General features: G+C 62.1%; 19 protein-coding genes and 1 tRNA gene. 12 read left to right on the plus strand and 8 right to left on the minus strand.

All coding sequences use genetic code 11. The annotated features are described in order from the left end of the window. Nucleotides 1-23: 23 nt before the first annotated feature. From BO39_RS18610 to BO39_RS32700, 3 genes are all read right to left on the minus strand, one after another. Nucleotides 24-1,289: a site-specific DNA-methyltransferase gene (locus tag BO39_RS18610; RefSeq protein WP_043836225.1), complete on the minus strand. Its 1,266-nt coding sequence runs from the start codon at nucleotides 1,287-1,289 to the stop codon at nucleotides 24-26. 205 nt (nucleotides 1,290-1,494) lie between these two features. Further along, the gene (locus tag BO39_RS18615; protein WP_052402295.1) at nucleotides 1,495-2,901 is read right to left on the minus strand and encodes a phage/plasmid primase, P4 family; all 1,407 of its coding nucleotides are present in this window, start codon (nucleotides 2,899-2,901) and stop codon (nucleotides 1,495-1,497) included. 103 nt (nucleotides 2,902-3,004) lie between these two features. Then, nucleotides 3,005-3,841 (minus strand): hypothetical protein, encoded by an 837-nt coding sequence (locus BO39_RS32700; protein ID WP_156963749.1) that lies wholly within the window; start codon nucleotides 3,839-3,841, stop codon nucleotides 3,005-3,007. 439 nt (nucleotides 3,842-4,280) lie between these two features. On the opposite strand from BO39_RS32700, the gene BO39_RS18625 reads away from it, so the two are divergent. The 4 genes from BO39_RS18625 to BO39_RS18640 all read left to right on the plus strand — a co-directional run bounded on the left by BO39_RS18625 (nucleotide 4,281) and on the right by BO39_RS18640 (nucleotide 9,180). Further along, the gene (locus tag BO39_RS18625; RefSeq protein ID WP_245615258.1) at nucleotides 4,281-4,745 is read left to right on the plus strand and encodes a DUF2924 domain-containing protein; all 465 of its coding nucleotides are present in this window, start codon (nucleotides 4,281-4,283) and stop codon (nucleotides 4,743-4,745) included. Beyond that, on the plus strand, nucleotides 4,742-6,106 hold the full coding sequence (locus tag BO39_RS18630) for a recombinase family protein (protein ID WP_156963750.1): 1,365 nt from the start codon (nucleotides 4,742-4,744) through the stop codon (nucleotides 6,104-6,106). The genes BO39_RS18625 and BO39_RS18630 overlap by 4 nt, the downstream gene beginning before the upstream one ends. Beyond that, complete coding sequence (locus BO39_RS18635) at nucleotides 6,103-6,558, plus strand: hypothetical protein (protein WP_052402296.1); 456 nt, start codon at nucleotides 6,103-6,105, stop codon at nucleotides 6,556-6,558. The genes BO39_RS18630 and BO39_RS18635 overlap by 4 nt, the downstream gene beginning before the upstream one ends. A gap of 162 nt (nucleotides 6,559-6,720) precedes the next feature. Beyond that, nucleotides 6,721-9,180 (plus strand): SIR2 family protein, encoded by a 2,460-nt coding sequence (locus BO39_RS18640; RefSeq protein WP_052402297.1) that lies wholly within the window; start codon nucleotides 6,721-6,723, stop codon nucleotides 9,178-9,180. Nucleotides 9,181-9,603: 423 nt separating this feature from the next. Here BO39_RS18640 and BO39_RS18645 read toward each other — a convergent pair whose 3' ends face one another. Continuing rightward, complete coding sequence (locus BO39_RS18645) at nucleotides 9,604-12,792, minus strand: DEAD/DEAH box helicase (protein WP_052402298.1); 3,189 nt, start codon at nucleotides 12,790-12,792, stop codon at nucleotides 9,604-9,606. A gap of 4 nt (nucleotides 12,793-12,796) precedes the next feature. Continuing rightward, entirely contained in the window at nucleotides 12,797-15,817 is a 3,021-nt protein-coding gene (locus BO39_RS31225; RefSeq protein WP_169742786.1) for a site-specific DNA-methyltransferase, read from the minus strand. Nucleotides 15,818-16,637: 820 nt separating this feature from the next. Here BO39_RS31225 and BO39_RS18655 point away from each other — a divergent pair. From BO39_RS18655 to BO39_RS32710, 5 genes are all read left to right on the plus strand, one after another. After that, nucleotides 16,638-16,868 carry a hypothetical protein gene (locus BO39_RS18655; protein ID WP_043836228.1) on the plus strand — a complete coding sequence of 77 codons (231 nt, stop codon included), beginning with the start codon at nucleotides 16,638-16,640 and terminating at the stop codon, nucleotides 16,866-16,868. A gap of 79 nt (nucleotides 16,869-16,947) precedes the next feature. Then, nucleotides 16,948-17,493, plus strand: a complete 546-nt coding sequence (locus BO39_RS32705; RefSeq protein ID WP_156963751.1) for a hypothetical protein — start codon at nucleotides 16,948-16,950, stop codon at nucleotides 17,491-17,493. A 3-nt stretch (nucleotides 17,494-17,496) separates the two neighbouring features. After that, entirely contained in the window at nucleotides 17,497-18,612 is a 1,116-nt protein-coding gene (locus BO39_RS18660) for an XRE family transcriptional regulator (protein WP_084698244.1), read from the plus strand. Between the two features lie 46 nt (nucleotides 18,613-18,658). Then, on the plus strand, nucleotides 18,659-19,537 hold the full coding sequence (locus tag BO39_RS18665; RefSeq protein ID WP_043836364.1) for a DDE-type integrase/transposase/recombinase: 879 nt from the start codon (nucleotides 18,659-18,661) through the stop codon (nucleotides 19,535-19,537). A gap of 17 nt (nucleotides 19,538-19,554) precedes the next feature. Then, nucleotides 19,555-19,890 carry an NYN domain-containing protein gene (locus tag BO39_RS32710; RefSeq protein ID WP_156963752.1) on the plus strand — a complete coding sequence of 112 codons (336 nt, stop codon included), beginning with the start codon at nucleotides 19,555-19,557 and terminating at the stop codon, nucleotides 19,888-19,890. 248 nt (nucleotides 19,891-20,138) lie between these two features. On the opposite strand, the gene BO39_RS31230 is transcribed toward BO39_RS32710, so the two are convergent. The 3 genes from BO39_RS31230 to BO39_RS18680 form a co-directional block, all read right to left on the minus strand. Next, nucleotides 20,139-20,591 carry a DDE-type integrase/transposase/recombinase gene (locus tag BO39_RS31230; RefSeq protein WP_084698246.1) on the minus strand — a complete coding sequence of 151 codons (453 nt, stop codon included), beginning with the start codon at nucleotides 20,589-20,591 and terminating at the stop codon, nucleotides 20,139-20,141. Between the two features lie 1,478 nt (nucleotides 20,592-22,069). Next, nucleotides 22,070-22,309 (minus strand): hypothetical protein, encoded by a 240-nt coding sequence (locus BO39_RS18675; RefSeq protein WP_156963753.1) that lies wholly within the window; start codon nucleotides 22,307-22,309, stop codon nucleotides 22,070-22,072. Nucleotides 22,310-22,900: 591 nt separating this feature from the next. Then, nucleotides 22,901-22,975 (minus strand) — tRNA-Gly (locus BO39_RS18680). A 75-nt stretch (nucleotides 22,976-23,050) separates the two neighbouring features. On the opposite strand from BO39_RS18680, the gene BO39_RS18685 reads away from it, so the two are divergent. The 3 genes from BO39_RS18685 (at nucleotide 23,051) to BO39_RS18695 (ending at nucleotide 25,390) form a co-directional block, all read left to right on the plus strand. Next, nucleotides 23,051-23,572: a prolyl-tRNA synthetase associated domain-containing protein gene (locus BO39_RS18685; protein WP_043836236.1), complete on the plus strand. Its 522-nt coding sequence runs from the start codon at nucleotides 23,051-23,053 to the stop codon at nucleotides 23,570-23,572. 72 nt (nucleotides 23,573-23,644) lie between these two features. Beyond that, nucleotides 23,645-24,571: a tetratricopeptide repeat protein gene (locus tag BO39_RS18690; RefSeq protein WP_043836237.1), complete on the plus strand. Its 927-nt coding sequence runs from the start codon at nucleotides 23,645-23,647 to the stop codon at nucleotides 24,569-24,571. Between the two features lie 156 nt (nucleotides 24,572-24,727). Next, on the plus strand, nucleotides 24,728-25,390 hold the full coding sequence (locus tag BO39_RS18695; protein WP_043836239.1) for an LON peptidase substrate-binding domain-containing protein: 663 nt from the start codon (nucleotides 24,728-24,730) through the stop codon (nucleotides 25,388-25,390). Nucleotides 25,391-25,393: the final 3 nt, after the last annotated feature.

Raw genomic sequence — 25,393 nt, forward strand, 5'->3', positions numbered from 1 at the left:
GGAAGAGGGAGCCTTGCGCCATCTCAACTCACCTCCGCCCGCTGAGCCTGAATGGTGGCGAAGCTGCCGCCATCCCTCTCCAGCCGAGCCTCCTGGCCAGTGAAAGCCTGCCAACGGAGCGCCGCCACATCGACGTAGGCCGGGCTCAGTTCGACAGCATGGCAGGCGCGCCCTGCCATCTCGGCGGCGATGAGGGTGGTGCCACTGCCCGAGAAGGGCTCGTACACGGCCTGGCCGGGCGAGGAGTTGTTCTCGATCGGCCGCCGCATGCACTCGACCGGCTTTTGGGTGCCGTGGACGGTGTCTGCGTCCTGATCTCGGCTGGGGATGGACCAGAGCGTGGTCTGCTTGCGATCACCGGCCCAGTGACCCTTGGCACCCTCCCGTACAGCGTACCAGCAGGGCTCGTGCTGCCAGTGATAGTGGCCCCGGCTCAGCACCAGGCGCTCCTTGGCCCAGATGATCTGGGCACGGATGGAGAACCCGCTGGCGGTGAGGCTCTCAGCCACGGTGCTGGCGTGCAGGGCACCGTGCCAGACATAGGCGACATCTCCCGGAAAGAGTGCCCAGGCCTCGCGCCAGTCCGCCCGGTGGTCGTTCAGCACCTTGCCCGTTCGGGCGGTCTTGCTGTTATCCAGCGCCTCATTGCGCCAGGCGGGATCGTACTCCACGCCGTAGGGCGGGTCTGTGACCATCAGGTGGGGACGCACGCCACCAAGGACCGTCGAGACAACGCCCGGGTCGGTGCAGTCGCCGCAGACTAGGCGGTGGCGCCCCAGCAGCCAGACGTCGCCCAGGCGGCTGACCGGCACGTCCGGGACGGGCGGCACCGCGTCGGGGTCAGTCAGCCCAGAGGTGGGATCGGCGAGGAAGCCCGCGATCTCCAGCTCATCAAAGCCGGTCAGCGCCAGATCGAAGCCCTCCGCCTGGAGGTCACCAAGCTCCATACGCAGGAGTTCATCATCCCACCCAGCGGAGAGGGCCAGGCGATTGTCTGCCAGGATGTACGCGCGCCGCTGAGCCGGGCTGAGATGGGACAGCTCGAGGGTCGGAACTTGCATCATGCCAAGCAGGCGAGCGGCCAACAGTCGGCCATGTCCTGCGATGACGCCGCGCTCCCCATCCACGAGGATGGGATTGGTGAAGCCGAACTCGCGAATGCTCGCCGCAATCTGCACCACCTGCGCCTGCGAGTGGGTGCGCGCATTGCGCGCGTAGGGCACCAGCTCGGAGACAAGGGCGGCTTTGTAGGAGGGGAAGGTCGCTGAGACAGCGCGGCAGTCGGTCACGGCAAAGCTCCTGCCGAGTAGCGGATGCGGGGAAGAGAGCGTCTTGCGGACACCATTGCCGTTCTCAGTTCGTGATGCTCCGGCGACGCAGCGACGGTTGCGACAGTCTTTGCGTACGAGCCGCTATACGTGCGCGTGTATGGCGCACAAACGAGAAAATGCGTCGCACATGTCGCTAGTGTCGCTGTGGAACAAACAGGGCGCTTCATCGGTCATTCTCCTGCCAGCTGTGAGTCACTAGATCGGGCCTCACGCGAAGACCGAGGAAGCCGCGCCCACGAAATAAGCTGCAATCCTTTGCTCGACGAAAGTTCTGACGTTCCAGCATGGTGGCGAACGATTTCGCGTTGCGCGGCTCCTCTCCCCGGCTTTGAGCAAAGCTTCGGAAGGATGCAAAAAGATTGGAACTCGTGTCGCCGTACTCGCTTCCAACTTCGCAGGACTCCTCAATCCACTGCGCAATGAAGTCTTGCTCATCGAAGTAATGAGCAGTCGCCTCTCTAACCACTTTGGGCGCCTGCAAGCCCTGGCGCTGCCAGACGAGGCAGCCCTCTATCGCCCAACGTAGTATCCCCGGCCACTCTCTGCGGAGCTTCTCGGACAGCTCGCGGTCGGGGCTGAGCGGCTTGTGAACGAACGGCACGATGTTGAAGCGCCGGCGAGCAGCATCGTCGACGTTCCTGAGCGCTGGCTTGTGATTGCCGCTGACGGTGAGCTTGAACGTCGGCGTGTAGGTAAAGAAATCCCGGCGCATAAAGCGAGCTGTGACCCGATCACCACCGGTGAGCGTCTTAATTCGCTGCTCAGCCCAGGCCTGGTTTTCCTCCGTTTCCGTAGTCATCACAAGGCGAGATCCATTCAGTAGCGCCAGATCAGCTGGATGCTTGTCGCCTTTTGAAGCGGTAAATGTGTCCATCGCAGCGCTGGTTGCGTAGTCACCGAAGATGCTGGCTACGGTATTGAGCAGGACACCTTTGCCGTTTCCGCCAGGGCCGTAGACGAAGATTAGCGCATGCTCTCGCGTGTCGCCAGTAAGACAGTATCCAAACCAGCGTTGCAGAAATGCGATCAGATCGGCATCTTGCGCAGTGGCTTGATCTAGGAACGACAACCAGACCGGACAATCGATCTCTCGCGAGGGCACGACCGCCGTGCTGAGGCAGATCAAGTCGTCCTGAGAGGAAGCCCGAAGTACGCCGGTCCGCAGGTCAACGGTTCCGTCCGGCGTACCGAGCAGCCACGGATCGCGGTTCCAAGCATCGCTTTTTGTCGCAAAAGAGCGATCAGCCTGCGCGAGGCGCTCGACGCCCGCGGCGAATGCGGCTCTTCCAGCGGCGACAATCATCCGCTCCGTGCCACCAGCCGCGCAGCTGCGGGAGAGTGTGCGGGCAACATCCAGCACGAGGCGAGTTTCTTCCGGGCGCCAAACTGAACCGCTCCAGAAGTACCATCTGCCGGCGTGATGGCAGAACTTCAACTGGCCGCTGTGCGCTTTTGCCAGAACAGCAGCAACACTGTCCTCAGTGATAGGCTCATCGGCTAGCTTTGAACTTCGCTTGCTTTGGTCGTAGCGCTTGATCGGCTGCAGCTTCCTCGCGCCCCTGATAGACATGTACGCCCTCCACAACAGTGATGAGGGTCGTCAAAGGAGAGGATCGAAGAAGCATATGCGAGCAGCATAGTCAGCTGGCTTGCGGAGCAGATGTGCTTCGGAGTTATGCCTTAATGCCCTTGGACTGTGCTTTGAGGCGATTGTAATCCGATCGGATGCTGTTCTCGATCGGCTTGGCGGAGGGTGTATGGAAAGACGGCGCCTTGTCTTTGATCCATCTTTCAAGGGCCTCCGACTCCCCTATAATGGATGGCAGCATCTCGCCATTTTCGGCACGGTGTTGAAGCTTGCGTTTTATGAGTGGCATCAAAGAGACGCCAGCGCTCGGACTGAGCGGTGTTTGATCGTCGACTACGCGCCTGGCGTGTTCCTCCAAGACAGTGAGGATGTCTTCATCACTCATGTTCCGGACACCATCCTTCTGGAGAATGCTTGTGACATCCGGAGTTCGCGTGGCTGTGTGTGCAGTGGACGGTTCGGTGGACTGGACGCGCGAAGCTTTCACGCTAACCCAGCGGAAGCTCTCCACTTCCACAACATTTTGGGCGGTATCGATACGGTAATCCAAAATCCATTCACTAGGGATAGGTCCCCTTGTTGCCTCGCGCTCGGGGCTGGTTTGCACGCCGCTCATGGTAAGATGTCCACGTTCTACCATCGCGCGGAAATCGGCTTCCAGCCGTTTGTTGGCAGCTTGAAGTGCGGACTTCAGTTCATGAGAACGGAGAACCTCCAGTTCGTCGTTGAACACCTCCGCTTGTGGAAGAACACGGAAGGTTCCCTCAAGCCGCTCTCGCTGCAAATCCAGCATGCGTTGCCTAATCGCTTCATCCTGCTCGTCTGCATTTCGTGTGGCGTCCTGCACAGCCTCGATGAGGCTGCGATGGCACCACCGCAAGAGCGCATCGGAAAGAGGCAATTCTTCTTGTTCAGCGGACATTGGTTAACACCCGGAACGGCGTTGGTCCCTTATTGCTCGTGCTCGGCCATCCACGCATGAGATCGTGCTTCCCTCCTGCGCCGCTGATCAGTCCATCTCGGCGGCACGCGATTGAACCCGAACTCAAGCCCGCTCCCAAGGGCCATGCCTTCCTTATTGTTCAATCCAACACTTACCTTCCCCCGCACCTGCGCGACGTCTGCACTATCCTCGCAGCCGGGCTGGTGCGGCTCCGTGCCCACAGTGCCGAGGATCTCGCCCGCGACATCGGGCAGGCCGAGGGCCTGGGAGAGAGTTCGCTACACTTCCGGCCCGAACAGAGCGGTCGTGTCCCTCCACAAACTCGGAGACACGCATGACGCAGCAATCGACAGAATGGCGCGGTAAAGGCATCGGACAGGGTCGCACCGCCCAACCGGCTCCCGTTCCACGTCCGGCAGTGACGTTCCCTGCTATCCCGCCCGCCGACGTGCTGGGCCGCCTGGCAGCCCTCCAGAGCGCCCCCACGGCTCACCTAAAGCAGCAGTGGCGGGAGCTGTTCGGCAAGGAGCCGCCGCCGTTCAACCGCGCCTACCTCCAGAGCCGCCTCGCCTACCGCATCCAGGAGCTCGCCTATGGTGGGCTGAGGCCCGAGACCCGCGCCCGCCTGGAGGCACTCGGGGAGCAGCTGGACGGCGGTAACGTGGTCCTCCGGCGCATCCGGGCCGACAGCCGCCCTCTGGCCGGCACCCGCCTTTTACGCGAGTGGCAGGGGGTGGAGCACGCGGTCACGGTGCTGGCAGACGGGTTCGAGTTCGAAGGGCGGCCCTACCGCTCCCTCTCGGCGGTGGCGCGGCACATCACCGGCACCCGGTGGAACGGCTGGACCTTCTTCGGCCTCAAGGGTCAGGGGAGGGGCGCATGAGCCGGCGCCAGGGCAGGGCGGCCGAGGTGGTGCGACCTCCCACCCCCATCCGGCGGCTCCGCTGCGCTGTCTACACCCGCAAGAGCACGGACGAGGGGCTCGACCGCGAGTTCAACACTCTGGATGCCCAGCGGGACGCCTGCGAGGCCTACGTCCTCTCCCAGCGGGCGGAGGGCTGGACCCTGGTGGCTGACCGCTACGACGATGGCGGCTTCTCCGGCGGCACCCTGGAGCGCCCGGCCCTGCAGCGGCTGCTGCGCGACATCGAGCAGGGGAGGGTGGACGTGGTGGTGGTCTACAAGATCGACCGCCTCAGCCGATCCCTTATGGACTTCTCCCGGCTGGTGGAGAGTTTCGAGGCGCACGGGGTGACGTTTGTCTCCATCACCCAGTCCTTCAACACCACCACCTCTATGGGCCGGCTCACCCTGAACATCCTGCTCAGCTTCGCGCAGTTCGAGCGGGAGGTGATCGGTGAGCGCATCCGGGACAAGTTCGCCGCCTCCCGCGCCAGGGGCATGTGGATGGGAGGGCACGTGCCGCTCGGCTACGAGGTCAGGGACAGGAAGCTCCTAGTCAAGGAGGAGGAGGCCACCACGATCCGGCGGGTGTTCACCACCTTCCTGGACACCGGATCCGGCACGGAGACCGCCCGCTTGCTCCAGGCGGAGGGCCTGACCGGCCGGTCGGGGCGGTTGCTGGACAAGGGCGACGTCTACAAGCTGCTGAACAACCGAACCTACGTCGGCGAGGCGGCGCACAAGGGGAAGATATATCCCGGCGAGCACCAGCCGATCATCGCGCGGACGCTCTGGGACAAGGTGCACGCCCTCCTCAAGGAGAGCCCGCACACGAGGGGCAACGGCATGCGCAACCAGACGCCGGCGCTGCTGAAAGGCGTGCTGTTCGGGGCAGATGGACGAGCGCTCTCGCCGACCCACACCCGGCGCCGGGGACGGCTGTACCGGTACTACGTCAGCCAGGCGGCGCTGAAGGGTAGCAATGGGGCAGAGGATCCCGCCCTGGTGCGGCGCATCTCGGCGGCGGAGATCGAGGCGGTGGTGGTGGGGCAGATCCGGGCCCTCCTGCGCCAGCCCGAGATCATTGTGGGCACCTGGGCGGCGGCGAGGGCCGGCGACCCTAACCTGACCGAGGCGGAGACGCGGGACGCCATGCGCCAGATTGAGCCGCTCTGGGATGAGCTGTTCCCGGCGGAGCAGGCGCGGATCGTGCGGATGCTGGTGGAGCGGGTGACGGTGTCCAGCACCGGGGCGGATCTCCGGCTACGGGTGGAGGGGCTCGCGAGCCTCGTGCGGGACTTAGGCACGGACAGGGCCCCCGTCCTGGAGGCTGTGGAATGAGTACCCTTGCCAGCCTCACGGTACAGGTGCCCCTGGCCATACGGCGGCGGCCAGGACGCAAGACGGTAGTCACACCAGAAGGGATGGTGGGTGCAACCACGCCGGCGCCAACTATCCCAACCCGCGCTGATCCTGCGCTGGTGAAGGCACTGGCCCGTGCCTTTCGGTACCAGAAGCTGCTGGACGAGGGGCGCCACGCGTCCATCACCGAGATGGCCGAAGCGGAGAAGCTGGACCGCGGCTACATGGGGCGGCTACTGCAGCTGACGCTGCTCGCGCCAAACCTCGTCGAAGCACTGCTGGATGGGCGGCAGCCCGAACAGCTCGGCCTGTCGTCATTGCTGAAGCCACTCCCATTAAGCTGGGAGCGCCAGGGCCGAGTAGAACCTTCACAGGGCGCTGCAGATTTGTCGGCTGCCCAGTCGTGCCCGAAGCTGACGCACGAGCAATAACCGGCGCCGCTGAAAAGCGGACACGCATCCCTTGCCATACTCCGGGGCGGAGGGGTTGAGAGCTGGCGTAGAACTGCCGCAACTGGCTTTGTTCGGAGGACGGCTTCAGTTTTTTATGCCAGGCCAGTAGCATCAACAGAGCCGAAAAACGGATACGCGTCGATGGACATGCTGGTGTCGTCCCTGAGCCGTGGCCGGAAGGGCCATCCCATTCTCTTCTGCGGCGCTGGTTTGACGGCGGATTGCCTCAGCTTCGAGGACGACGCGACCATTGGCGTCACGGCGCATTTGCTGAAGCTCTTGAATGAGGAGCTCCACGTGCAAGGAAGGGCGAGTGGTTACAGGGAGATCAAGAACGCGGCACAGCGGTTCCGGAGCGATTTCGGCGCCCATCGGCTAATGAACCTCCTCAAGGAGCGGTTTCACCTCAAAAACGTCTCAGCGTCCATTGTCGACATCATGCGCTACCCCTGGAGCAGGATCTACACGACCAACTACGACAGCGGTATCGAGATCGCTCTGCGCACTGCAGGGCGCAGATACACTCCGCTCAACAATCTCGACGCGCCCAATGCGGATGTCACCGGGACGCCGGTGATCCATCTGCACGGCCACGCCGAGAAATGGACCGGTGCGACGTTCGAAGACAGCTGCGTGCTTGATTCGAGATCGTATCACCGACTTTCTGGCGTGAAGAATTGGCTTGAGCAGCTCCGCTACGACATCGAGCGCGCCAGCGTCGTGGTTTTCGTGGGCTTCAGCGCTGCGGACTTTCATCTTAGTCGGGTGTTCTTCGATACGTCGGGGCTACGTTCTAAAGCGTTCTTCATCAATCGCCCCACGATTACGCCGGACGTTGACGAGCACGCGACACAGGAGGAGTTCGGCCAGCCGCTCTACATCGGTCGCGATGAGTTTGCGGCCTGCGCAGTCCGCGCCGCCGAAGATCGTGCCTCCGCCGAGCTGGCGCTGATGTCATTCCAGAGATATGAGGCCGTCCTGCCCAGCACTGCCATCCCGTCCACGCAGCACATTGAGGAATTGTTCATCTGGGGAACCGTAGTGGACGCCCATCTCAGGCGGGATCAAAGCCTTTCCACCTCCGACTACCACGTGCTTCGGGGTGAGACCCCCGTTGTCACTGAGCGTCTTTCCAAGCCGGGCGCGGTGGTTCTAGTGCACGGTGATATTTGCGATGGTAAAACACTCGTCGTGACGGACGCCATCAATGGCCTCTTCGCGAGCAGGCCGATTTTTCGCCTCCACAACTCTTACATGGATCTGCTCGACGAGACGTCAGCGATCCTATCAGTGTACCCCAATGCCGTTTTTGTCGCTGAGAACTGCTTCGCCTTGCATGAGAACCGACTCCTGGGTGTGGCGCGTCAGGTGACGGCGAGTGGCGGTGGGCTGATTCTGACGGCGCGGAACATCTCGGCGGAGGGAGATGCCACCAAGCTCAAGGCGCTACGTGATATCCCAGCATTCTCCGAGGTTCGGGTGGGGGCGCTACAGGTATCGGAGGTAGACGCGCTGATCATTCTGCTCGACCAGATTGCCGGATGGCGTGAGTTTCGCGCGTTCTCGCCTATGCAACGGCGCGACTTTGTCATGACCCAATGCAACGGGCTGATCCCGTCCGTTCTTCTTCACCTCCTCCGCTCCTCCTATGTTCAGGCTAGATACAAGGAAGAATATAACAAAGTCGTCTACAAGGATGACCATGAACGTAACGTGGTCCTCGGTTCCTTGCTCTTGGCGAACATCGGTCTCAGCGTCCCCGTATTCCTTTTGAGCGACATTCTTGAGGTGGACTTCGCGGCGACGCTGGAGCGTATTTCCGCTCGTAGTGGCGCGTTGAGACTCGTCACGGTGAATGGCGGCTTAGTACAGGCCGTGCCGTCCATCGGTGCGCGCAATCTGCTGGGCCACGTCGTAGCTCCGCGGCACGTTGTCGACGCGACCGTTCTGATTCTGGAAAAGCTCGCCGATTTGCCAAACCGGTCGGACCTACAGTCGCACATCTTCAGGCAGTTGATGCGCTACTCAATTCTTCAGACCGTGGTGTTCGACGAGCAAGAGATCGACCGCTTCTTCGACCACATCTCCAAGATCGATCAGTTTCGAAGAATGCCGCTATTCTGGCTGCAATGGCACATGGCGATGGCGGCACAGAAGAGATGGAGCAAGGCCGAGGATTACCTCAGGATGGGCCACACGGCGGCAGACAATTTCGATCAGAGATCAGAACAAAAATACAACCGGAAGCAGTTGGAGGACCGCAGATCCAAGTTCCTAATCGAACGGGCCACACAGGAACAGCGGCCCGGATCGGACGTGTTTAGGGATACAAGGGAAGCCTTGGATGTCGTCCGCCGCTTGCTTGGGGAGCGTGAAATCAGTCACCATCCGTACCTGACGATCGAGATGGTCTTCACTCTCCTTGAGAGGAAGGGAACGCTCCTCGAATCCGTCCAGCTTGACGCACTTCTGAAGCTCTTCCTTCAGATATGCGAGTACGCGCGGCAACGGAGCGGTGTGGTCGTCGACGGCATGCAGCGGGCCCGCGCCCTTGACTGCCTAACGCGGCTGGAGAAGGCAGGCGTTCGGTTTGGGACCTAAATGGTCGGGGTGTCGACCTTGGCGGCCCCCCGCCTCAGACGGACATCTGGTCTAGCCAGCATGGCTCGGGAGGAGGCGATCTATCTGCTGCAGGGTGGCTTCTATTGAAGCTGCGCCAGCCCGTTGAAGTTCCCTGATCTCTACCCCGCTGAGCCCTTGGCTCAGGTGAATTCTCGCAATCGCGGGCTCGTTGCCGTTCCTGGTCATAGTGTCGGCGCCAAGTGGGATCGGAGAGCAACTCAAATGCCTCGGTGGGAAGGCGGAACCGCGCGGCCGAACCTTCCGCCTCAGCCGGATTCAGGTGACGCTGGTAACGCTTCGACATGCAGCGGAACGCACCTTTACTTCGCCAAATAGCGCTTCGGATCGCACCCCAAGAAGCACATAGAGATCCCGGAAGTTCTCTGTCGTGTCCGACCTGTCTCAGGCTGCCTTTCGAGATTGCTCCAGGAGATAGGACAGCTCCTTCTCCAATACCTGCGGGTTCCGGCACACATGAAATGCCCATCGCCCGAGCTTCCCCCAGTTGTTCACTGCCCGGACCCAGCGTCGCGCGCCTTCGTGCTTGGCAGTTGTCTGGTTGTCCTCAAAGCCCTTCACCTCCAGCACCAGCGTCAGGTCCATCTCGCTATCCGGCATCGCCATGCGCACGATGAAGTCGGGCTCGTAGCCATGATCGACCCCGAGGAACTCATAGGGGATGCTGAGATCCATCCCCTCATTCCGTGCATAGAAGCGGATCAGCCCCTGCTGCGCCGCCTGCTCCAGACGAAACGCCGCGCTTTGCTCCCACGCTGCCGTGTCGGCGACGACATGCCCGATGTGGCTCGCCATTGTCGCGAAAACCGGGCGCTTCGTACGGAATTCCACTCCGATGGTGCTGCCGATCTCCTGCGTTCGGTTTAACAAGGGCAGTAGCGGCGCCTCGCCCGATGAGTCGTCCGGCTGGATAGCGTCGCGCACCCGCTCTACTACCTGCCGTGCATACTTCTCGAGACCAAGCTCAGGCTTCGGAGCGCCGTTAAAGTCCACTTTCCGACGCACGTATTCTTCGACTACGCGGAACACCTGCGGGAATAGTGCGTGGCGTGATTGCAGTGCGAAGACGCGCTGTTTGCGTCCCTCCGCGCCGGCCGTACCCGCCTGTGTCAACTCCTCGACAATGCGTTGCGCCGCCTGGAACAGGATCGTCTGGAGATGGACCGACGCGTAGTAGGCCTCCCGGTCCTGCTGGTGAAAGCCGAAGGGCGACTGTGTCTCCGCCATGCTACCACCGACCTGCACGCCTACCTGTGGCCGCACGAAGGTGCCGGTGGGCTCGCGGTTCGGCTCAATGCGCAGCGGCTCCATCGCGCCGATATCACAGCGGATCAGGTTGCGGCGGAGCGCGAAGGCATAGCCCTCCACGACCGGGAAGCGAATCTCCATCGCAGCCCTTTCAGGCAGCGCCTTCACTAAGTTGAGCGGGGTATCGTCGGGCTCGGGTTTGTTCACCGGCCTCCCGCGGAACGGGATGACGGAGAAAGGCACGCCGTAGACGTCGCAGTATTCCTCAGTCAGTAGCCCGGTAGCGGGGTCAGGCCTGTAGTCCATCCGCCGCAGACCACGACCCACCACCTGTTCGCACAGAAGCTGGCTCGTGAAGGCACGCAGCCCGAGGATCTGCGTGACTGTGTTGGCATCCCAACCTTCGGTCAGCATGGCCACCGAAACGACGCAGCGAACGTGCTCGCCGGGCTCGCCAGCCTTGCCGACTGTGGCAACGACGCGGCGCAGCTCCTCTGCCGTGTCGGCCTTCTTCTTGCCTGTCCCGCTGCCGCCAGCTTCGGCCTGCGCCAGCAGCTTGCTATCGATGCGGATGGTGACCTTCCGCTCTGCCGTGTTGCTGAAGATGTCGGAGAACACTTCGCCCCGCCCATAGACGATGCGTGGCCTCAGCTTCTTCCCGCGCTTGTTGGCAGGCGCCTCTTCTTCGCTGTCGTGCTCTTCGAGGACTTCCTGCACCTCGGCCTCTGTGACCGTCTCGATCACTTGCTCGCCGCTGATTCGACGGTAGAACTCCTCGGCGATGTCCGTATTATCGCAGACGATGATGATGCAGGGGGGCGTCCGGTCCACGCCAGGCTGCGCTGCCCGGATGCGCTCGAAGCGCTCTTTCCACTGGCCCATGATCTGCACCAGAGCGCCCTGCGCTTCGCGCCAGACCACAGCCGGCTTTGGCTTACCGGAGCGCCCGGGCAACTTCTCGCCAGGCTGTAGCCCGTCACGGATCGCTTCCCAGAGGCGGAAGTAGCGCGGATCCGGCCGGCCCGTCGTGTCCTGCACCGGCAGGCGGGGGATCTTGGTGATGCCGCTCTCGATCGCGTCCACGAGTCCGAAGTCGGAGACAATCCAGGGGAAGGGTTGGCCCTCGGGATACCCACTGCCTTTGATGCGGAAGGGCGTGGCCGAGAGGTCCACCACCATGGAAATGCCTGGCGCATCGCCACCGGCCGCGTTCAGCCGATCGAGCCCGTCGACCCAAACGGTCGCCTCCTGCGCTTGATCCTCGAACGCCGCTCTGTCGTCGCCGGTCAGACCTGAGCCGACCGCCGCACCGGCCGCCGGCCGCCAGCAATGGTGACCCTCATCGTTGATGACCAAAATTGGCAGCCGGTCCGACACACTGCCCAGAATGCGATGCAGGAAATCCGCTGGTGTTTCCTCGCCCTTGTCCACGACGGCATAGGTCTTGTCGCCCTCCTTGTGCGGGCTTTCCGGTGCAAAGCGATGCCAGTTTTCGACGATGACGGTGCCGCGCTGGAGCAGCAGCCGCCACTTCGCTGGCACAAGGTCGAAGGCGTCGTAGTAGTTGTCCGGCGCGTCCGGCCGCAGCACGCCGAGGCGTTCCTTCACTGTCAGGTTCGGCGCGCAGAGCAGCGCGACGTCCGGGTACTCTCGGCTCTCCGGGCTGATGCCGCGGTTCACGAAGGCCCAGGTGATGATCATGGCTGCGACCAGCGTTTTGCCGCTTCCGGTCGCGAGCTTAGTGGCCAGTCGCCGTAGTGGCCTCAGTGACAAGTCGGCGGGCTTATCCACCAGGGTCGGGAAGAAATCCGCGCCTTGCGGTAACTGAAATGCTGGGCCGGGTCTGACGCCGGTTAACAGCCTACCGAGATCCTCCTCTGTCATCTTCGGTGCGAAGCGCAGGCGGCTGGTACGGCCGGTGAAGCGCATTTCCGCCAGGTAGATGATCGTTTCCACTGCCTCGCGCTGGCCGAAGAACAGGCGGCGCTCGCGATCCTCGCGCCCCCAATGGCGAAGCAATTCGCGCGTCACCAGCGTGGCACCGCGGTAGTCGGCCTCCCGCCAGCGGCGCACATCATCACGTAGCAGGTTGGGCAAAGGAAGGTCGTCCTGCTGTTCCTGCGCCAGCAGCGACATCTGCGCGCTGCCGGTTCGCTCCGTCTTGTACCAATAGGATGCGGGGCGGCGGCCTGGCTCCTTTCGCGCGACACCGGTGAGGGTATCGTACTTCCAGTGCTGGTTCGGTTCCTTGTAGGGCGAGCAGAGGATGGGCCGCTCGACCGGCTGGATTGGGATATCCTGCTGCTGTGGAGGAGCCTTCGCCACCGCCTCAGCTCCCCAGCCGATGTAGGCGCATCACCTCATTGCCGCGCGGGTCGATCACCTTCACCGCCACGCAGGCATGCTCCCCTTTCGGAAAGGGTAGGCTGACTGTGCCGGAGAGAGCGACAAAGGTTTCCTCATCCACGATGCCCTTAAGCGCTGCGCTCAGCTTTGACCAAGCATTCTTATCCGGAAAGAAGGCCTGGGTGATGCAGAAGCTGCGGCCGTCATAATCGCTGTCCACGAACCAGGCAGCCACCTTGTCGGCGCGGCTTGGCGTGACTGTGTTGGAGACGGGATCGTAGATATCCACACCCTCCATCACCACGCGCCATTCGTCCTTGCCGACCGACTCTAACGTCGAGCGCGGCTTGCCGAAGACGGTGAAGAGCTGCGCGGCTGGCGCATCCTTCAGCAGGCCAGCCATACCCGGATTTACGTCAGGCCGGATGTTCGCCATGTGAACGCGGAGCTCGGGGTGCTCGGCTTCCTCAATCGCCGCCTGCGCAGCGCCGTCGAAGGCGAAGCCGGCAATGACCAACTCGTCATAGCCGCGGCGGGACGTGGCGCGAATCAGTTGCTCAACCTGCTTGGCAGTGACCGGCCCGTACTGAGGCCCGAAGGCGATGGCGACCGTGGCGCGCCCTTCGGGGTCCGCGTCCGTGTCGCCTTCCAGTACCCACCGCCCTTCAGCGTGAATGGCCTGCGAGCGGGTGCCCAGCGGTTCAAGGCGGGAGAACTTCATCACGCGGTTGTCGAGGAAGCGCACTCCGTCCATTTTCAGTAGGCGTAGCATCTGGTCAAGATAAGCTTCCGCGTTCTGGGGCTCCGCCGCTGCACGCTCTGCGGCATCGCCGGCGAACGTTTCATCAAGGGTTTCCGGCGCGCCGTCGATCGGGCTTTCGTGCGCGGCCTCGTCGAGGCTAGTTTCGGCGGGCTGCACGGCTTCCACCGTGAATGGGCCGGAGACCCGCGTGATGCCTCGGATCGCTTCGGGTTCCGTAAGCAAATCGACCGGCTTTGCCGCGGCAGCAACCGCGCGGTCGACATCGTCCTGTTTGGCACGCCAAGCGGCGCGGTACGCGGCGATGGCTGCGACCATTGGGGTAGGATAGTCGGAGTCAGAGTCGAATGGTACCGTCCAGTGGCGGAACCGCTCGGATGCCTTCGGTAAATTCCAGCGGCGCCGATCCGCTTCGGTGACTGACCGCTTGCCAGAGGTTTTCTGTTTTGCCGCGAGCTTACCCAGTAATGCTATGCGCAGCGTATCAGTAACCGCGCGCGCCGCATCGTCTAAGGAGAGGAGGAGATCGTCCAGGACTGGATCGTGCTTCGTGAAGATCGGATCGAGCGCCGCGTTTTGAGCAATTGATTCCAACGTAACGTGCCGGACGGTTTTGCAGACAAATCCCCCCGCAACGCCCTTCGCGTCGTCCTTCAATCGATAGTAGGGATAATCGCATTTCGTCATCAAACGCTGTCGGGTGATGGCGATGGCAACCCGCGATGTATCAATTGTGATCCAACGGCGCCCCCATTCTTCTGCAACAAACGCGGTTGTGCCAGAGCCACATGTCGGGTCGAGCACCAAGTCGCCCGCTTTCGTCGTCATCAGCAGGCAGCGTTCAATGACGACATGATTCGTCTGTACGACATAGACGGGGTCCTTGGGCCCACCCAGACCTGTCCACAGATTGGTGAGCTTTCTCGCGCCAAGATCGGAACGATATGACTTTATCCGGAGTTGGTTTTTGCCGATCCAAAGTCGATTTGCGCCGGCGAGGCGATCCATACCCGAGAGCTGGGACTCTCCGACCGGACGTGCAGTCGTTTTCCAGCAGTTACCTTCGCCAGGATTGAACGTGCGGCCGTTAAACTCAAATGGAAGCGACTGGTTGGCGCGGTCGCCTCCGCTAGTAAGCGGGTTCGGGACGAATTCGCGGGCGTCGACTGGCAGCTCTTCTGGTCGCGGCTGCTCCGCGCCGCTCGGAAGTTCAATCCAATCGTACTCTTCGCCATCCTCGGCCTTCGGTTCGAGCACGGGGTAATAAGCTGCGCGATCGCGATCGCGCGCATACCAGAAAAGATGATCATTGATGGGCGGGAGGAAGTCACCCTTCTGGCTACCCTTTTTTTGCACGACGATCGAAGCGATATGGTTCCGACTGCCAAATACTTCGTCGAGCATTGAGCGAATTAGGTGGGCGTTGTCGTCGCCGATCTGCAGAAAAAGACTTCCGGTGGGCGTGAGGAGCGCTCGCGCAGCGACAAGGCGCTGCCGTAAGTATTCGAGATAGGAGTGAACGCCAAGTTGCCATGTGTCGCGATAGGCCCGAATCATTTCAGGTTCGCGTGAAAGGTGGGCAGCGTTGTCGTTAACTTGCTCGCGCTTCGTGGTCGGCTGCCAGTTCGAACCGAACCGGATGCCATAAGGTGGGTCCAGATAAATCATCTGGACCTTGCCGGCGAGATTCTCGCGATGTGTTAAGCTCGCCATCACCTGTAGGCTGTCGCCCAGGATTAACCGGTTCGACCAGTCTACATCGTGCTGGTAGAACTTCACTGCCTTTGCGTACGAAAGCGCAGGGTCAGCGAAAAGATCTCGCGTCACGTCCTGGCGAGCAGCGGCGCGCAGGATTGCCTGGGTGCTGACACGCTCATGAATATGTAGCGCGACCGGATCTACGGCAAAGCCCAGCTTCTCTCGCTTGCCCGCCCATTCCAACCAGGGTTCATGCCGTCGCAAAGCTTCAGCAAGAGCGGCTACCTCGTCCCTGGTCAGCGTTTCCCGCGTCGCCTTTTCCAGGAGATCTTGTAGGGCGTCCGCTTGACCGCTGGCATCGAACCGCAATGTTGGATCGAGGCGGGGAGAGTAGTCGTAAGAAATGCGTGGTGAAGCTGGACTGCGTCCCTCCGCGGCAAGGGCGGCCGGCGGGTTGTTAGAACGCTTGGCAGTCGGATGGCGGTAGTCATCGATCGGAAACTGGTCGTGCCGAGTCACTGAGCTGCGTCTCTTCGGTGCTGCCATTCGCGTACTGCCTCTGATGCATCTCTGCGCAGGGCGAGACGGTACCGCATTTTCTCTCATCTCGGGAGTGGTGCTCTTCGGGCATCGCGTAAGCTCCGCGGCATGCGCCGTCCACCAGCTAGATCCTAGGGTCCGTTGACATCCAGGATTCCTGTCGCCGCCAAGCTGTGCTTCAACCTTGCCTTTGGGAGGTGGCGGCAGGATGGATCAGGACCGGTCTGGGGTGCGCGATGCGGTTTGGGAGAAGGCTGGACCGCTCTTGTTCGGCAAGACATCGGATAGTGTCGTGTGTCTGGTGGTGAGACATCCTTGGCAGCTTCAGCGATGAGGCGTGCGGGGGCGACATCGTCGGGTCCGGCGCGTACCTCGGGCTGGTCGGACTTGGCACGGGCGAGCTTTCGTCGTGCTCCGAGGCGCTCCTTAACGACTTGGTCGGGTGTCTTGCCGTCGAGCCCGCGCTGACGGCGAGCGTTGTAGGTGGCGTTGACGCCGCGAAGCAACTGCTCAAGTTCGGCGGTAGTGTCTCAGTTTAAAATTGGCCCCTGACAGGCCGCTCCCCTCATCGGCCTCGTCATGCCGCCTGCACGTTCTATATGCTTGGCGGCAAGCAACGAGGCACGCACATGCTTTTCCGAATTGTTCGAGCGTCTTCAGTTGGGGTCGTTGCCGGCGGGAGCACGTTTACTGCGTCCGAGGCGCTGGATGAGCTTCGTCGTTCCTCTGGAGGGGTGCTCGACGTTAAGGCGCAAGAGGTAGGAAGTGGCGAGATCTACGACGTTCGGGCTCTGGAGCGGCTTATCGGCAAGATGGGGAAGTAGCCATGCCCAAAGGTCCCCGAGGAGAGAAGCGTCCCGCCGACCTGATCGGCAACGCCGTGGCGGTCATGCGGATCGCCACCGGCGAGGTTGAGGAAAACCCGCCCCCGCTCAGCCCCGCCGCCGAGCTGGGGCGGAAGGGCGGCGAGGCGCGGGCCAAGGCCATGACGCCGGAGCGACGAGCGGAGATCGCCAGGAAGGCGGCGGCGAAGCGGTGGGCGGCGCCCCAGGAATAATTTTCGGAATAATTTTCTTCTTTTTGGTCGTTCGTCGGCGTATCCTCAGCGGGAGCAGACAGGCTCTTGGAGGCTCGCCGTGGAAACTGATATCGATGTCGTCATGGGAACGCTGTCTCCCTATCTGGATCGGCTGGACGCGATCCTTCGGCATGGTCACTCCGTATACGAAACCTACTCGCCAGAAATTACCCTCGACCACGACGCTAGTACGCAGGCGCATTGCACCAACCGGCATGCGCTCGCTGAAGCGCATCGGGTCCTGGACGGCCTTCCGAACATTCGGCACATCGAGCTAAGGGGTCAAAATCTCTGGCTGATCGAAACAGCCAACACCGTTTTGCGCTTCAAGAAAACGGATGAGGACGGCGTTTCGTCAAACTACCCAACGTCGCAAGCGCAGGCATTCGATTTGGGCGACGAAATTCCCGGCCTGCCGCAGCAGCCAACTCGTGTCACTGCCGGGTATTTGCTTGACGCGACCGGTTTGGGTTATATGCGTTCGCAGATATCGCTTCCCACAAACCGCGGCGCCATGTGGTGCGCTGCCATCATACCGGTTGCGACCCGCGAAGCTGACGAGGCGGCTTGGTACGAGGTCACCCGGCAAAGTCGAATGTTGTAGAAGATGAAAGCGGTAGAGCAGTTTAACCGCCACATGATGGCCCTTGCGCGGGATTCGCGCGGACTAACTCAGTCCGCGCTTGCGCATAGTATGAATGTGGCACAAGGCACCATTTCCAAATTTGAAGCGGGCGTGAATGATCCGCCGCGAGAGTTCATCGAAGATCTGGCGGGTGTGCTGAAATACCGGCCCGAGTTTTTCTATGAGACGGGCCGGCCGTATGGAATGCCTCCGTTCCACTATCGGCGGCGGAAGAAGCTTGGTCAAAAGCCTCTAGATAGGATGATCGCCGAAATGAACATTCGGCGAATTCAGCTGCGCATCCTGTTGCGATCCTATGACGGTAGGACAAACGGCTTCATCCCGGAAATCGACCGAGATGAATACCAAGGTTCCACGGCGCGCGCGTTCAACGTTGAGGATGCGGCCCGGCACCTTCGGGAGCTATGGATGCTGCCGGACGGACCAATTGATAACGTGACAGACCTGCTTGAGGAACATGGCGGCATTGTTGTGCCGTGCAACTTCGACAGTGACTTGATAGATGCCGTCAGCCAAAGAATCGACGGGTTTCCGGTGTTGTTTTTCGTGAACATGAATGCGCCCGCTGACCGTATACGCCACACTCTTTGTCATGAGCTGGCTCATATGGTTTTGCACACAACGACCTTGCTCGATGACGAGATGATGGAGGAAGAGGCTGACATCTTTGCGGGGTCTTTTCTCGTTCCAGCAAAAAGCATGCGCGCTCAATTGACCAGATTTGACCTGAGGCAGATTGCGCTTCTCAAGAAACACTGGAAAGTATCCATGTCGTCCATTGCGATGAGAGCCGACCGCCTTGGTATGATTTCTCCTCATCAGAAGAAGTCATTCTTTATGGAAATGAGCAAACTTGGATACAGAAAAGCGGAACCGTATGAGCCGAAAAAGGAGCTGCCGCGGAAAATCAGCCGGTTGATCGATCACCATCTCAGTGTGCTGAAATATTCGCGAGAGGAATTGGCATCTGCCTTATTTATCAATCTACCTGAGTTTGACCGGATGTACGGGCCGGAGATGCTTGGGGCGTCGGAGGCCGCTGCACCTCAACGGCCAACGCTGCGTCTCGTAGAGTGAACATTTATGCTTGCCGGCAAGCATAGGATGCAGCATCATGACCGGCATGAACAAGCTCCCCCTCGCCAAGCGCGTCCAGGCTCTCTCGATGCTTTGCGAGGGTTCCTCGATGCGTTCGGTGTCGCGGGTGGTGGGCCTGTCTATCAACACAGTGGCGAAGCTGCTGGTGGACGCCGGAGAGGCATGCGCGGCGCACCATGACGAGGCGGTGCGGGGCGTGAAGGCTAAGCGCGTCCAGTGCGACGAGATTTGGTCCTTCACCTATGCCAAGGCGAAGAACGTCCCCACTGCCAAAGCTGCGCCGGACGCGGCGGGCGACACTTGGACGTGGACCGCCCTCGATGCCGACAGCAAGCTCATCATCTCCTACCTCATCGGTGGACGTGATGCGGGTTATGCGCAGGTCTTCATGCAGGACGTGGCGGATCGTCTCGCCGATCGCGTGCAGCTCACCACCGACGGGCTCCGCGCCTACCTCGATGCGACCGAGGCAGCCTTTGGCGGCGACGTGGACTACGCGCAGCTCATCAAGCTTTATGGCGACCTGCCTGAGAGCGCCAAGGGCCGCTACAGCCCGGCCGAGTGCACCGGCATCCGCAAGCTCACGATTGAGGGCCGACCTGACGCCAAGCACGTCTCTACGTCCTACGTAGAGCGCCAGAACCTCACCATGCGCATGCAGATGCGCCGGTTCACGCGGCTGACCAACGGGTTCAGCAAGAAGGCGTTGAACCACGCTCACATGGTGGCGCTCTACACTTGCTGGTACAATTTCGTGCGCATTCACAAGACGCTGCGCTGCACGCCCGCCATGGCCGCCGGCCTTACGGATCGGCTGTGGAGCATGGAGGACGTGGTGGCGCTCCTCCAGACGAGAGAAGCGGCCCCGACCAAGCGGGGCTCGTACAAAAAGAAGACTGCTTAGCTAGAGAGGAGCGTCCGTTGAGGCATATTTTCTTTGATAATTCGAATATATACGGTGGATCGCGACGAGCCGCCGAAACCATAGAACCCAATGCGCCTTGGATTGCAGTCCGCATCTATTACCGTAACTTGTTTCGCCTTATTGAGGGTCAGGGTGATGTCAAAACGCGAGTTCTTAGTGGTTCAGTGCCACCCGAGAATGAATTGCTGTGGCAGACTGCACGCGACCTCGGATATAACACCGACTTACTGCGCAAGGTCGAACGCGATAACGGCAGGCTTGGCGAGCAGGGTGTTGACGAGATGCTGCACCTCAAGATCGCAAATACCATCCTGGACTACCCCGCACCCTAAACACTGGTGATCGCCAGCGGCGACGGTAAAGTGTCGGATTACAATACTAGCTTTACGGAGCAGGCTGCTCGGCCTCTCAAACATGGATGGTCGGTGGAAGTCTGGTCCTGGCATGAACAGCTGACAGCAAGATACGCTCCTCTTGCCCGCCAGGCGCCGGGACGCGTTCATGTCAATTCTTTGGACCCGTACTATTGGTCAGTGACTTTCGTGAAGGGCGGGGAGCACAGGTACCAGGGCGACACATTTCATGCACAAGAACGCGTCGTCTCGGCACTGATCCAACTTTCAGACTGAGACACTACCAGTTCGGCGTGCGGCCAGATGGTGATGCCGATGGCCTCACTACCCACTCGGCCGTTGAACCTCTCCACCATACCGCTCGTCTGGGGCGAGTAGGGCCTTGTGTGGCGGTACTCGGCACCAAGTTTGGGGCAGACCTCGGCGAAAGTTAGGGTGAGGCAGCTGCCGTTATCGGTCAGCACATGAGTGAGGCGGAAGGGGAAAGCTTCTGCGGCCTCGCGCAAGAAGGCAGTGGCGCTGCGCTTTGTATCATCGTCCTTGACGGCCAGGTGAACGGAGCGGGATCGGCGATCGATGGCGACATAGAGGTAGCATTTGTGGCGCTCGCCATAAGCGTTCTGCAGCTTATGAACGTGCTTGATGTCGATGTGGACGAAGCCGAGGTCGTATTCCCCCAAAAGGTGCCTTTACTTCGGATGGACCGGTCAGAGGTGGGAGGGCGCCCGCGGCTGAGGTCCTCCATCCTGAGAATGCGCCAGACGCTGTCGCGGTTCAGGTGCGGCAAGAAGTGATTGACGACGAAGATGAGGTAATTGAGGGGAAAGTTGGTGACCCGGCGTAGGGCGCACACCACGGCGCGCTCCTCTTCCGAGGCCTTCAAGGGCAGCTTGTGAGGCCGGGCCGAGTGGTCGAGGCAGTCCAACTGTCCTCGCTTGCGCCATTTGCGGTTGGTCTCGCTGCTTATCCCGAAGTGGAGAGCCAGGACACCCAAAGCCTTGATGGGGGAAGCGGTCTCGGTCCGGACGGCAGGGGGGCATCGGGATGGATCTGGAGCTTGGCTCACCTTCCTCCCTACACAGCGTTCTTCAGGCGCTGGAATTGGTAGGCGCAGTCTACTATGGCCAGGGGCCAGGCAGACCGAGTCCCAACGATGATTCGCAACTAAACAGCTAGTTGCTTCGAGCATCCCACCCTCAGGTTGGTCGAGCTCGCCAGGTCCGGCCCGCTGCCAGCACGCTTGTTGCTCACAGAAAAATTTGTCATTCATCTAGAAGCGGCGTCCAAGGGAATCGGGCTACGCCTACCCTCGGGGGTGGTGACGGAAAAGATACGGTGACGAGAGCCAGAACATGAAAACGCTTATTATGGATTTGACCTTCGAGCAGGGCGGTAGGAGAGTCACTCAGGTACAACCACCCAAGAACGTGTGGGCAAATTATTTCGAAATCGATCTAGACGCCGGCGGTGATTATCTTCCTTCGTTTGTCTTGAGCGACCAGAAGAATGGTGGGCTTGCCGAGGAAAGGCAAGTTGTGTTGCATGATCACAACTGGACTGTCGAGGTTGGCGATGCTGGGCCTCCACGCCCAGCAATTCTTCGCATGCTACACACTGGTGGGAACAGCTACGACTACTGGGTCTATCGCCCGGGCGACTCCGAGTTTTTGCACTTGGACTGGTTGCTCGATGCGGCTCCGAACCCGCAGAGGATCCGTGGCAGAAGATGGCTAACTATGTAATCAGGAAGTCGCTCGCTAGGCCACTATCACGCGGCTCACTTGCTAGTTGAGTGTCGCGGCGCCTGCGGGACCCCTGTCCATTGGGGTTTCCGCTCGGTGGCGGCGGGACCGGATCACGTTGGTGGCCGGCGACAGCGACCACGGGCCTACACGATGACGCAGCTCGTGCAGACGGCTTCGCGGTGATGGTGCTATACTGGGCGCATGCCAGTCGTGAGCTGCGGGGGGCAGCTACAGCCTTTCACAGCTTGAATCCCTACATCGCAGATCTGGCGCTCGTCTGACCATCGGGCCGAAGGCGTGCCGCCATTCGGTTCGTACACCAGCGCCTGGATGGAAGGGCCTGAGTGCGATCCTTACCCATGTCTGCGCCGCACCGCACACCGCTAACACCGCACGAGTAGCCGCCCCGAGGCTCAGGCGGCGTGAGGCTTGCGGCCCTTCGCCTCCATCTCCGAGCGTTCCTTCCAGAAGATCATATCCGCCTCCTTGCTGAACATCACCCGAACGCCGGTAGCGCCCTTGCTCATCCGGAGGTTCCCGCCGTTCTGGGCCCGGTGCTCGGCCACCCAGCGCTTGAACGTCGGGTCCTCAGCGGAGCTCCCCGCGAACTCGAGCACCCCGGCAATCTCTTCCTGCTTGCGACGCTTGACCATCTGTCAGAACCCTACCGGTGTATGTGAAGACCACTGGCGCCGCATTGCTCAGCGGTCGCCCTGGCTGCGGCCACTCTGCGTGGCCTTGCTTACGCCGCCCTGGTTGCCCTTGCCGCTGCTGCCACCCGCACGAGCGTCCTTTGGATTAGCCTTACCGCCAGGGGCGCTCTTGCCGCCCTGAGGGGCGCGGCCGGCGGGCGGAAGGGGAGGGAGGTTGGCCATGATGGTGTCTCGTGAAGGCGGTGGGGGATGACGGAGAAAACGAAGCAACCACGCCGTGGTTAGGCGTGAAGATCGCAACGTCAGGGCTCGGGGCTGAAGCGTCTGCTTGTGCTGAAGGCGCAATCGCCTGAGCGACAGCATCTCCAACTTTGCACGAACGCGGCGGTAGAAAATCACACGATTACAAGGCAATAAACCTTGTAGACTAAATCGCCCAAGTCCCAAGCTTTGGAGACAACGGCCTCTCCGGAGAGAGAAAACGGCGATCGTTCCGAGATCGAAGTATCAAGCTATGTGCGGAAAATGAGGCCAGAACACACGGAGAAGCGCGATCCCAACCTGCCAGAGAATAGTTGTCTCGTGGAAAGTTGGAGCGGGCGAAGGGATTCGAACCCTCGACCCCGACCTTGGCAAGGTCGTGCTCTACCCCTGAGCTACGCCCGCGCTCCGTGTGGGGCGGCGTATGACACGGGCTGCCGGGGCTTGCAACCCCCTCTCTGCGCAGGAAAATCGCTGGAAATGCCGCAAACTCCAGAAGACCTCCTCGCCCGCCTCGAAGCCGCGGGCATCCGAGCCACCACGCACCGACACCCACCACTCCACACGGTCGCGGAGAGCAAGGTGCTGCGCGGCGCTTTGCCTGGCCTGCACGTGAAAAACCTCTTCCTCCGCGCGAGGCCCCCGCACCCCTTCCTTCTCGTCGTCGCAGAAGAGGACACGCCGCTCTCGATCAACGGCCTCGCCCGCCGCCTCGACACCGGCCGCCTCTCGATGGCGAGCGAGGTGGAACTGTGGGACCGGCTAGGCGTGCGCCCCGGTTCCGTCACCCCGTTCGCCCTGGTGAACGCCCCTGCCGGCAGCGTCCGCCTGGTGATGGACCGACGCCTTCTGGAAGGGGAGGGGCCGGTGAACCTCCACCCCCTCACCAACACGGCCACCACCGCGATCGCGGCTCCTGATCTTCGGCGCTTCCTTGAAAGCCTGGGCCACCCGCCCGAGGCGATAGACCTTGCGGAGGCCCCCGCGTCCCCGCTTGCCTGAGAGCCCGCGCGGCGCATCTATGGGGGCGAGCAGATCGCCCGAAACGCTCCTCACGACCAGGTTGGAACCGCTATGAGCACCTCTCTCGACCAAACCCAGCCCACGGCCGACGACCTGATCAAGGACGGCGACCAGCGCACCTTCATGCAGGACGTCGTCGCGGCCTCGCGCGAGGTGCCGGTGCTGGTGGACTTCTGGGCCACCTGGTGCGGCCCCTGCAAGCAGCTCACGCCCACGCTGGAGAAGGTGGTCCGCGCCGCCGGCGGCCGCGTCCGGCTGGTCAAGATCGACATCGACAAGAACCGCGCCCTCGTCCAGCAGCTCGCCCAGCTCGGCCTGCCACTGCAATCCGTGCCGACGGTCGCCGCCTTCTGGCAGGGCCAGATCGCCGACATGTTCCAGGGCGCCCTGCCCGAGAGCGAGGTGAAGCGCTTCACCGAGACCCTCCTGAAGATGGCGGGCGGCCAGATGCCCTCCGCCGACCTCCTGGCCGAGGCCAAGCAGGCGGCGGAAGAAGGCGACCACCAGGGCGCGCTCGAGCTCTACGGCGCCCTTGTCCAGCAGGAGCCGGAGAACGCCGCCGCCTATGCCGGCGTCGCTCGCAGCCTGATGGAACTGGGCGAGGAGGAGCAGGCCACCCAGGTGCTGGAAAGCCTCTCTCCGAAGCTGAGCGAACACCCCGATGTCAGCGCCGTCCGCAGCGCGTTGGAGCTGGCCGCGGCTGGGCGGGAGGCACGCGGCAAGCTGGCCGAGTACGAGGCCCGCCTGGCCGCCGACCCGGACGACCACCAGGCCCGCATCGACCTCGCCATCGCCCTCAACGCCGCCGACGACCGCGCCGGCGCCACCGACGCCCTGCTGGAGGCCTTCCGCCGCGACCGCGCCTGGAACGACCAGGCCGCCCGCAAGCAGCTGCTGAAGTTCTTCGAGGCCTGGGGCTTCGAGGATCCGGCGACCAAGGCCGGCCGCCGCAAGCTCTCCTCGATGCTCTTCAGCTGAGGCAGCCCCGCCCGGGTGCCCCAACGAAGGCACCCGGGCAACCGCCCGGCGATCAACCCGGGCGGAGGCGGCGCTGGGCAGCGGCCAGTGCCCTGGACAAGCCGCCCATCCGGCGCATCTGCCCCACCTACACGCAGGCGAACGGGAAGACCGGCCATGCCTTTCAAGCCCTCCGGCCTCGCGGCCCTGCCGGCGGAGATCGCGGTGTTCCCCCTGACGGGCGCGCTTCTCCTCCCCGGTGGCCGCCTGCCGCTGAACATCTTTGAGCCGCGCTACCTCGCGCTCGTGGAGGCGAGCCTCGCCCAGGGCCGGTCCTTCGGCATGATCCAGCCCGACCCCGCCGCCGCCGCCCAGGCCGGTGCACCCGGCCTCTACAAGGTCGGCTGCCTCGGCCGCCTCTCCTCCTTCTCCGAGACCGATGACGGCCGCTTCCTGATCAGCCTCACCGGCACCATCCGCTTCCAGGTGGCGGCCGAACTGCCCGGGCGCGACGGCTACCGCCGGGTGCGCGCCGACTACTCGACCTTCGCGGCGGACCTGGACGATCCCGCCTCCTCGGCCGAGCTCGACCGCCCCGCGCTGCTCGACGCGCTCCGCGCCTATTTCCGCACCCAGGGAATCGACGCGAACTGGGAAGCGATCGAGCGGCTGGAGGACGATGCCCTCGTCACTACCCTCTGCATGGTCTGCCCCTTCGAGCCCCTGGAGAAGCAGGCACTGCTGGAGGCGCCCGACCCCGCCGCCCGCGCCACGATGCTGGTTGCGATGCTCCGGATGGACAGCTTGCCCGGCACGGGCCAAGACGTGCGTCCGAGCTGAGGC

The sequence above is a fragment of the Roseomonas aerilata DSM 19363 genome (genome assembly GCF_000711725.1).
Classification (GTDB): domain Bacteria; phylum Pseudomonadota; class Alphaproteobacteria; order Acetobacterales; family Acetobacteraceae; genus Roseomonas; species Roseomonas aerilata.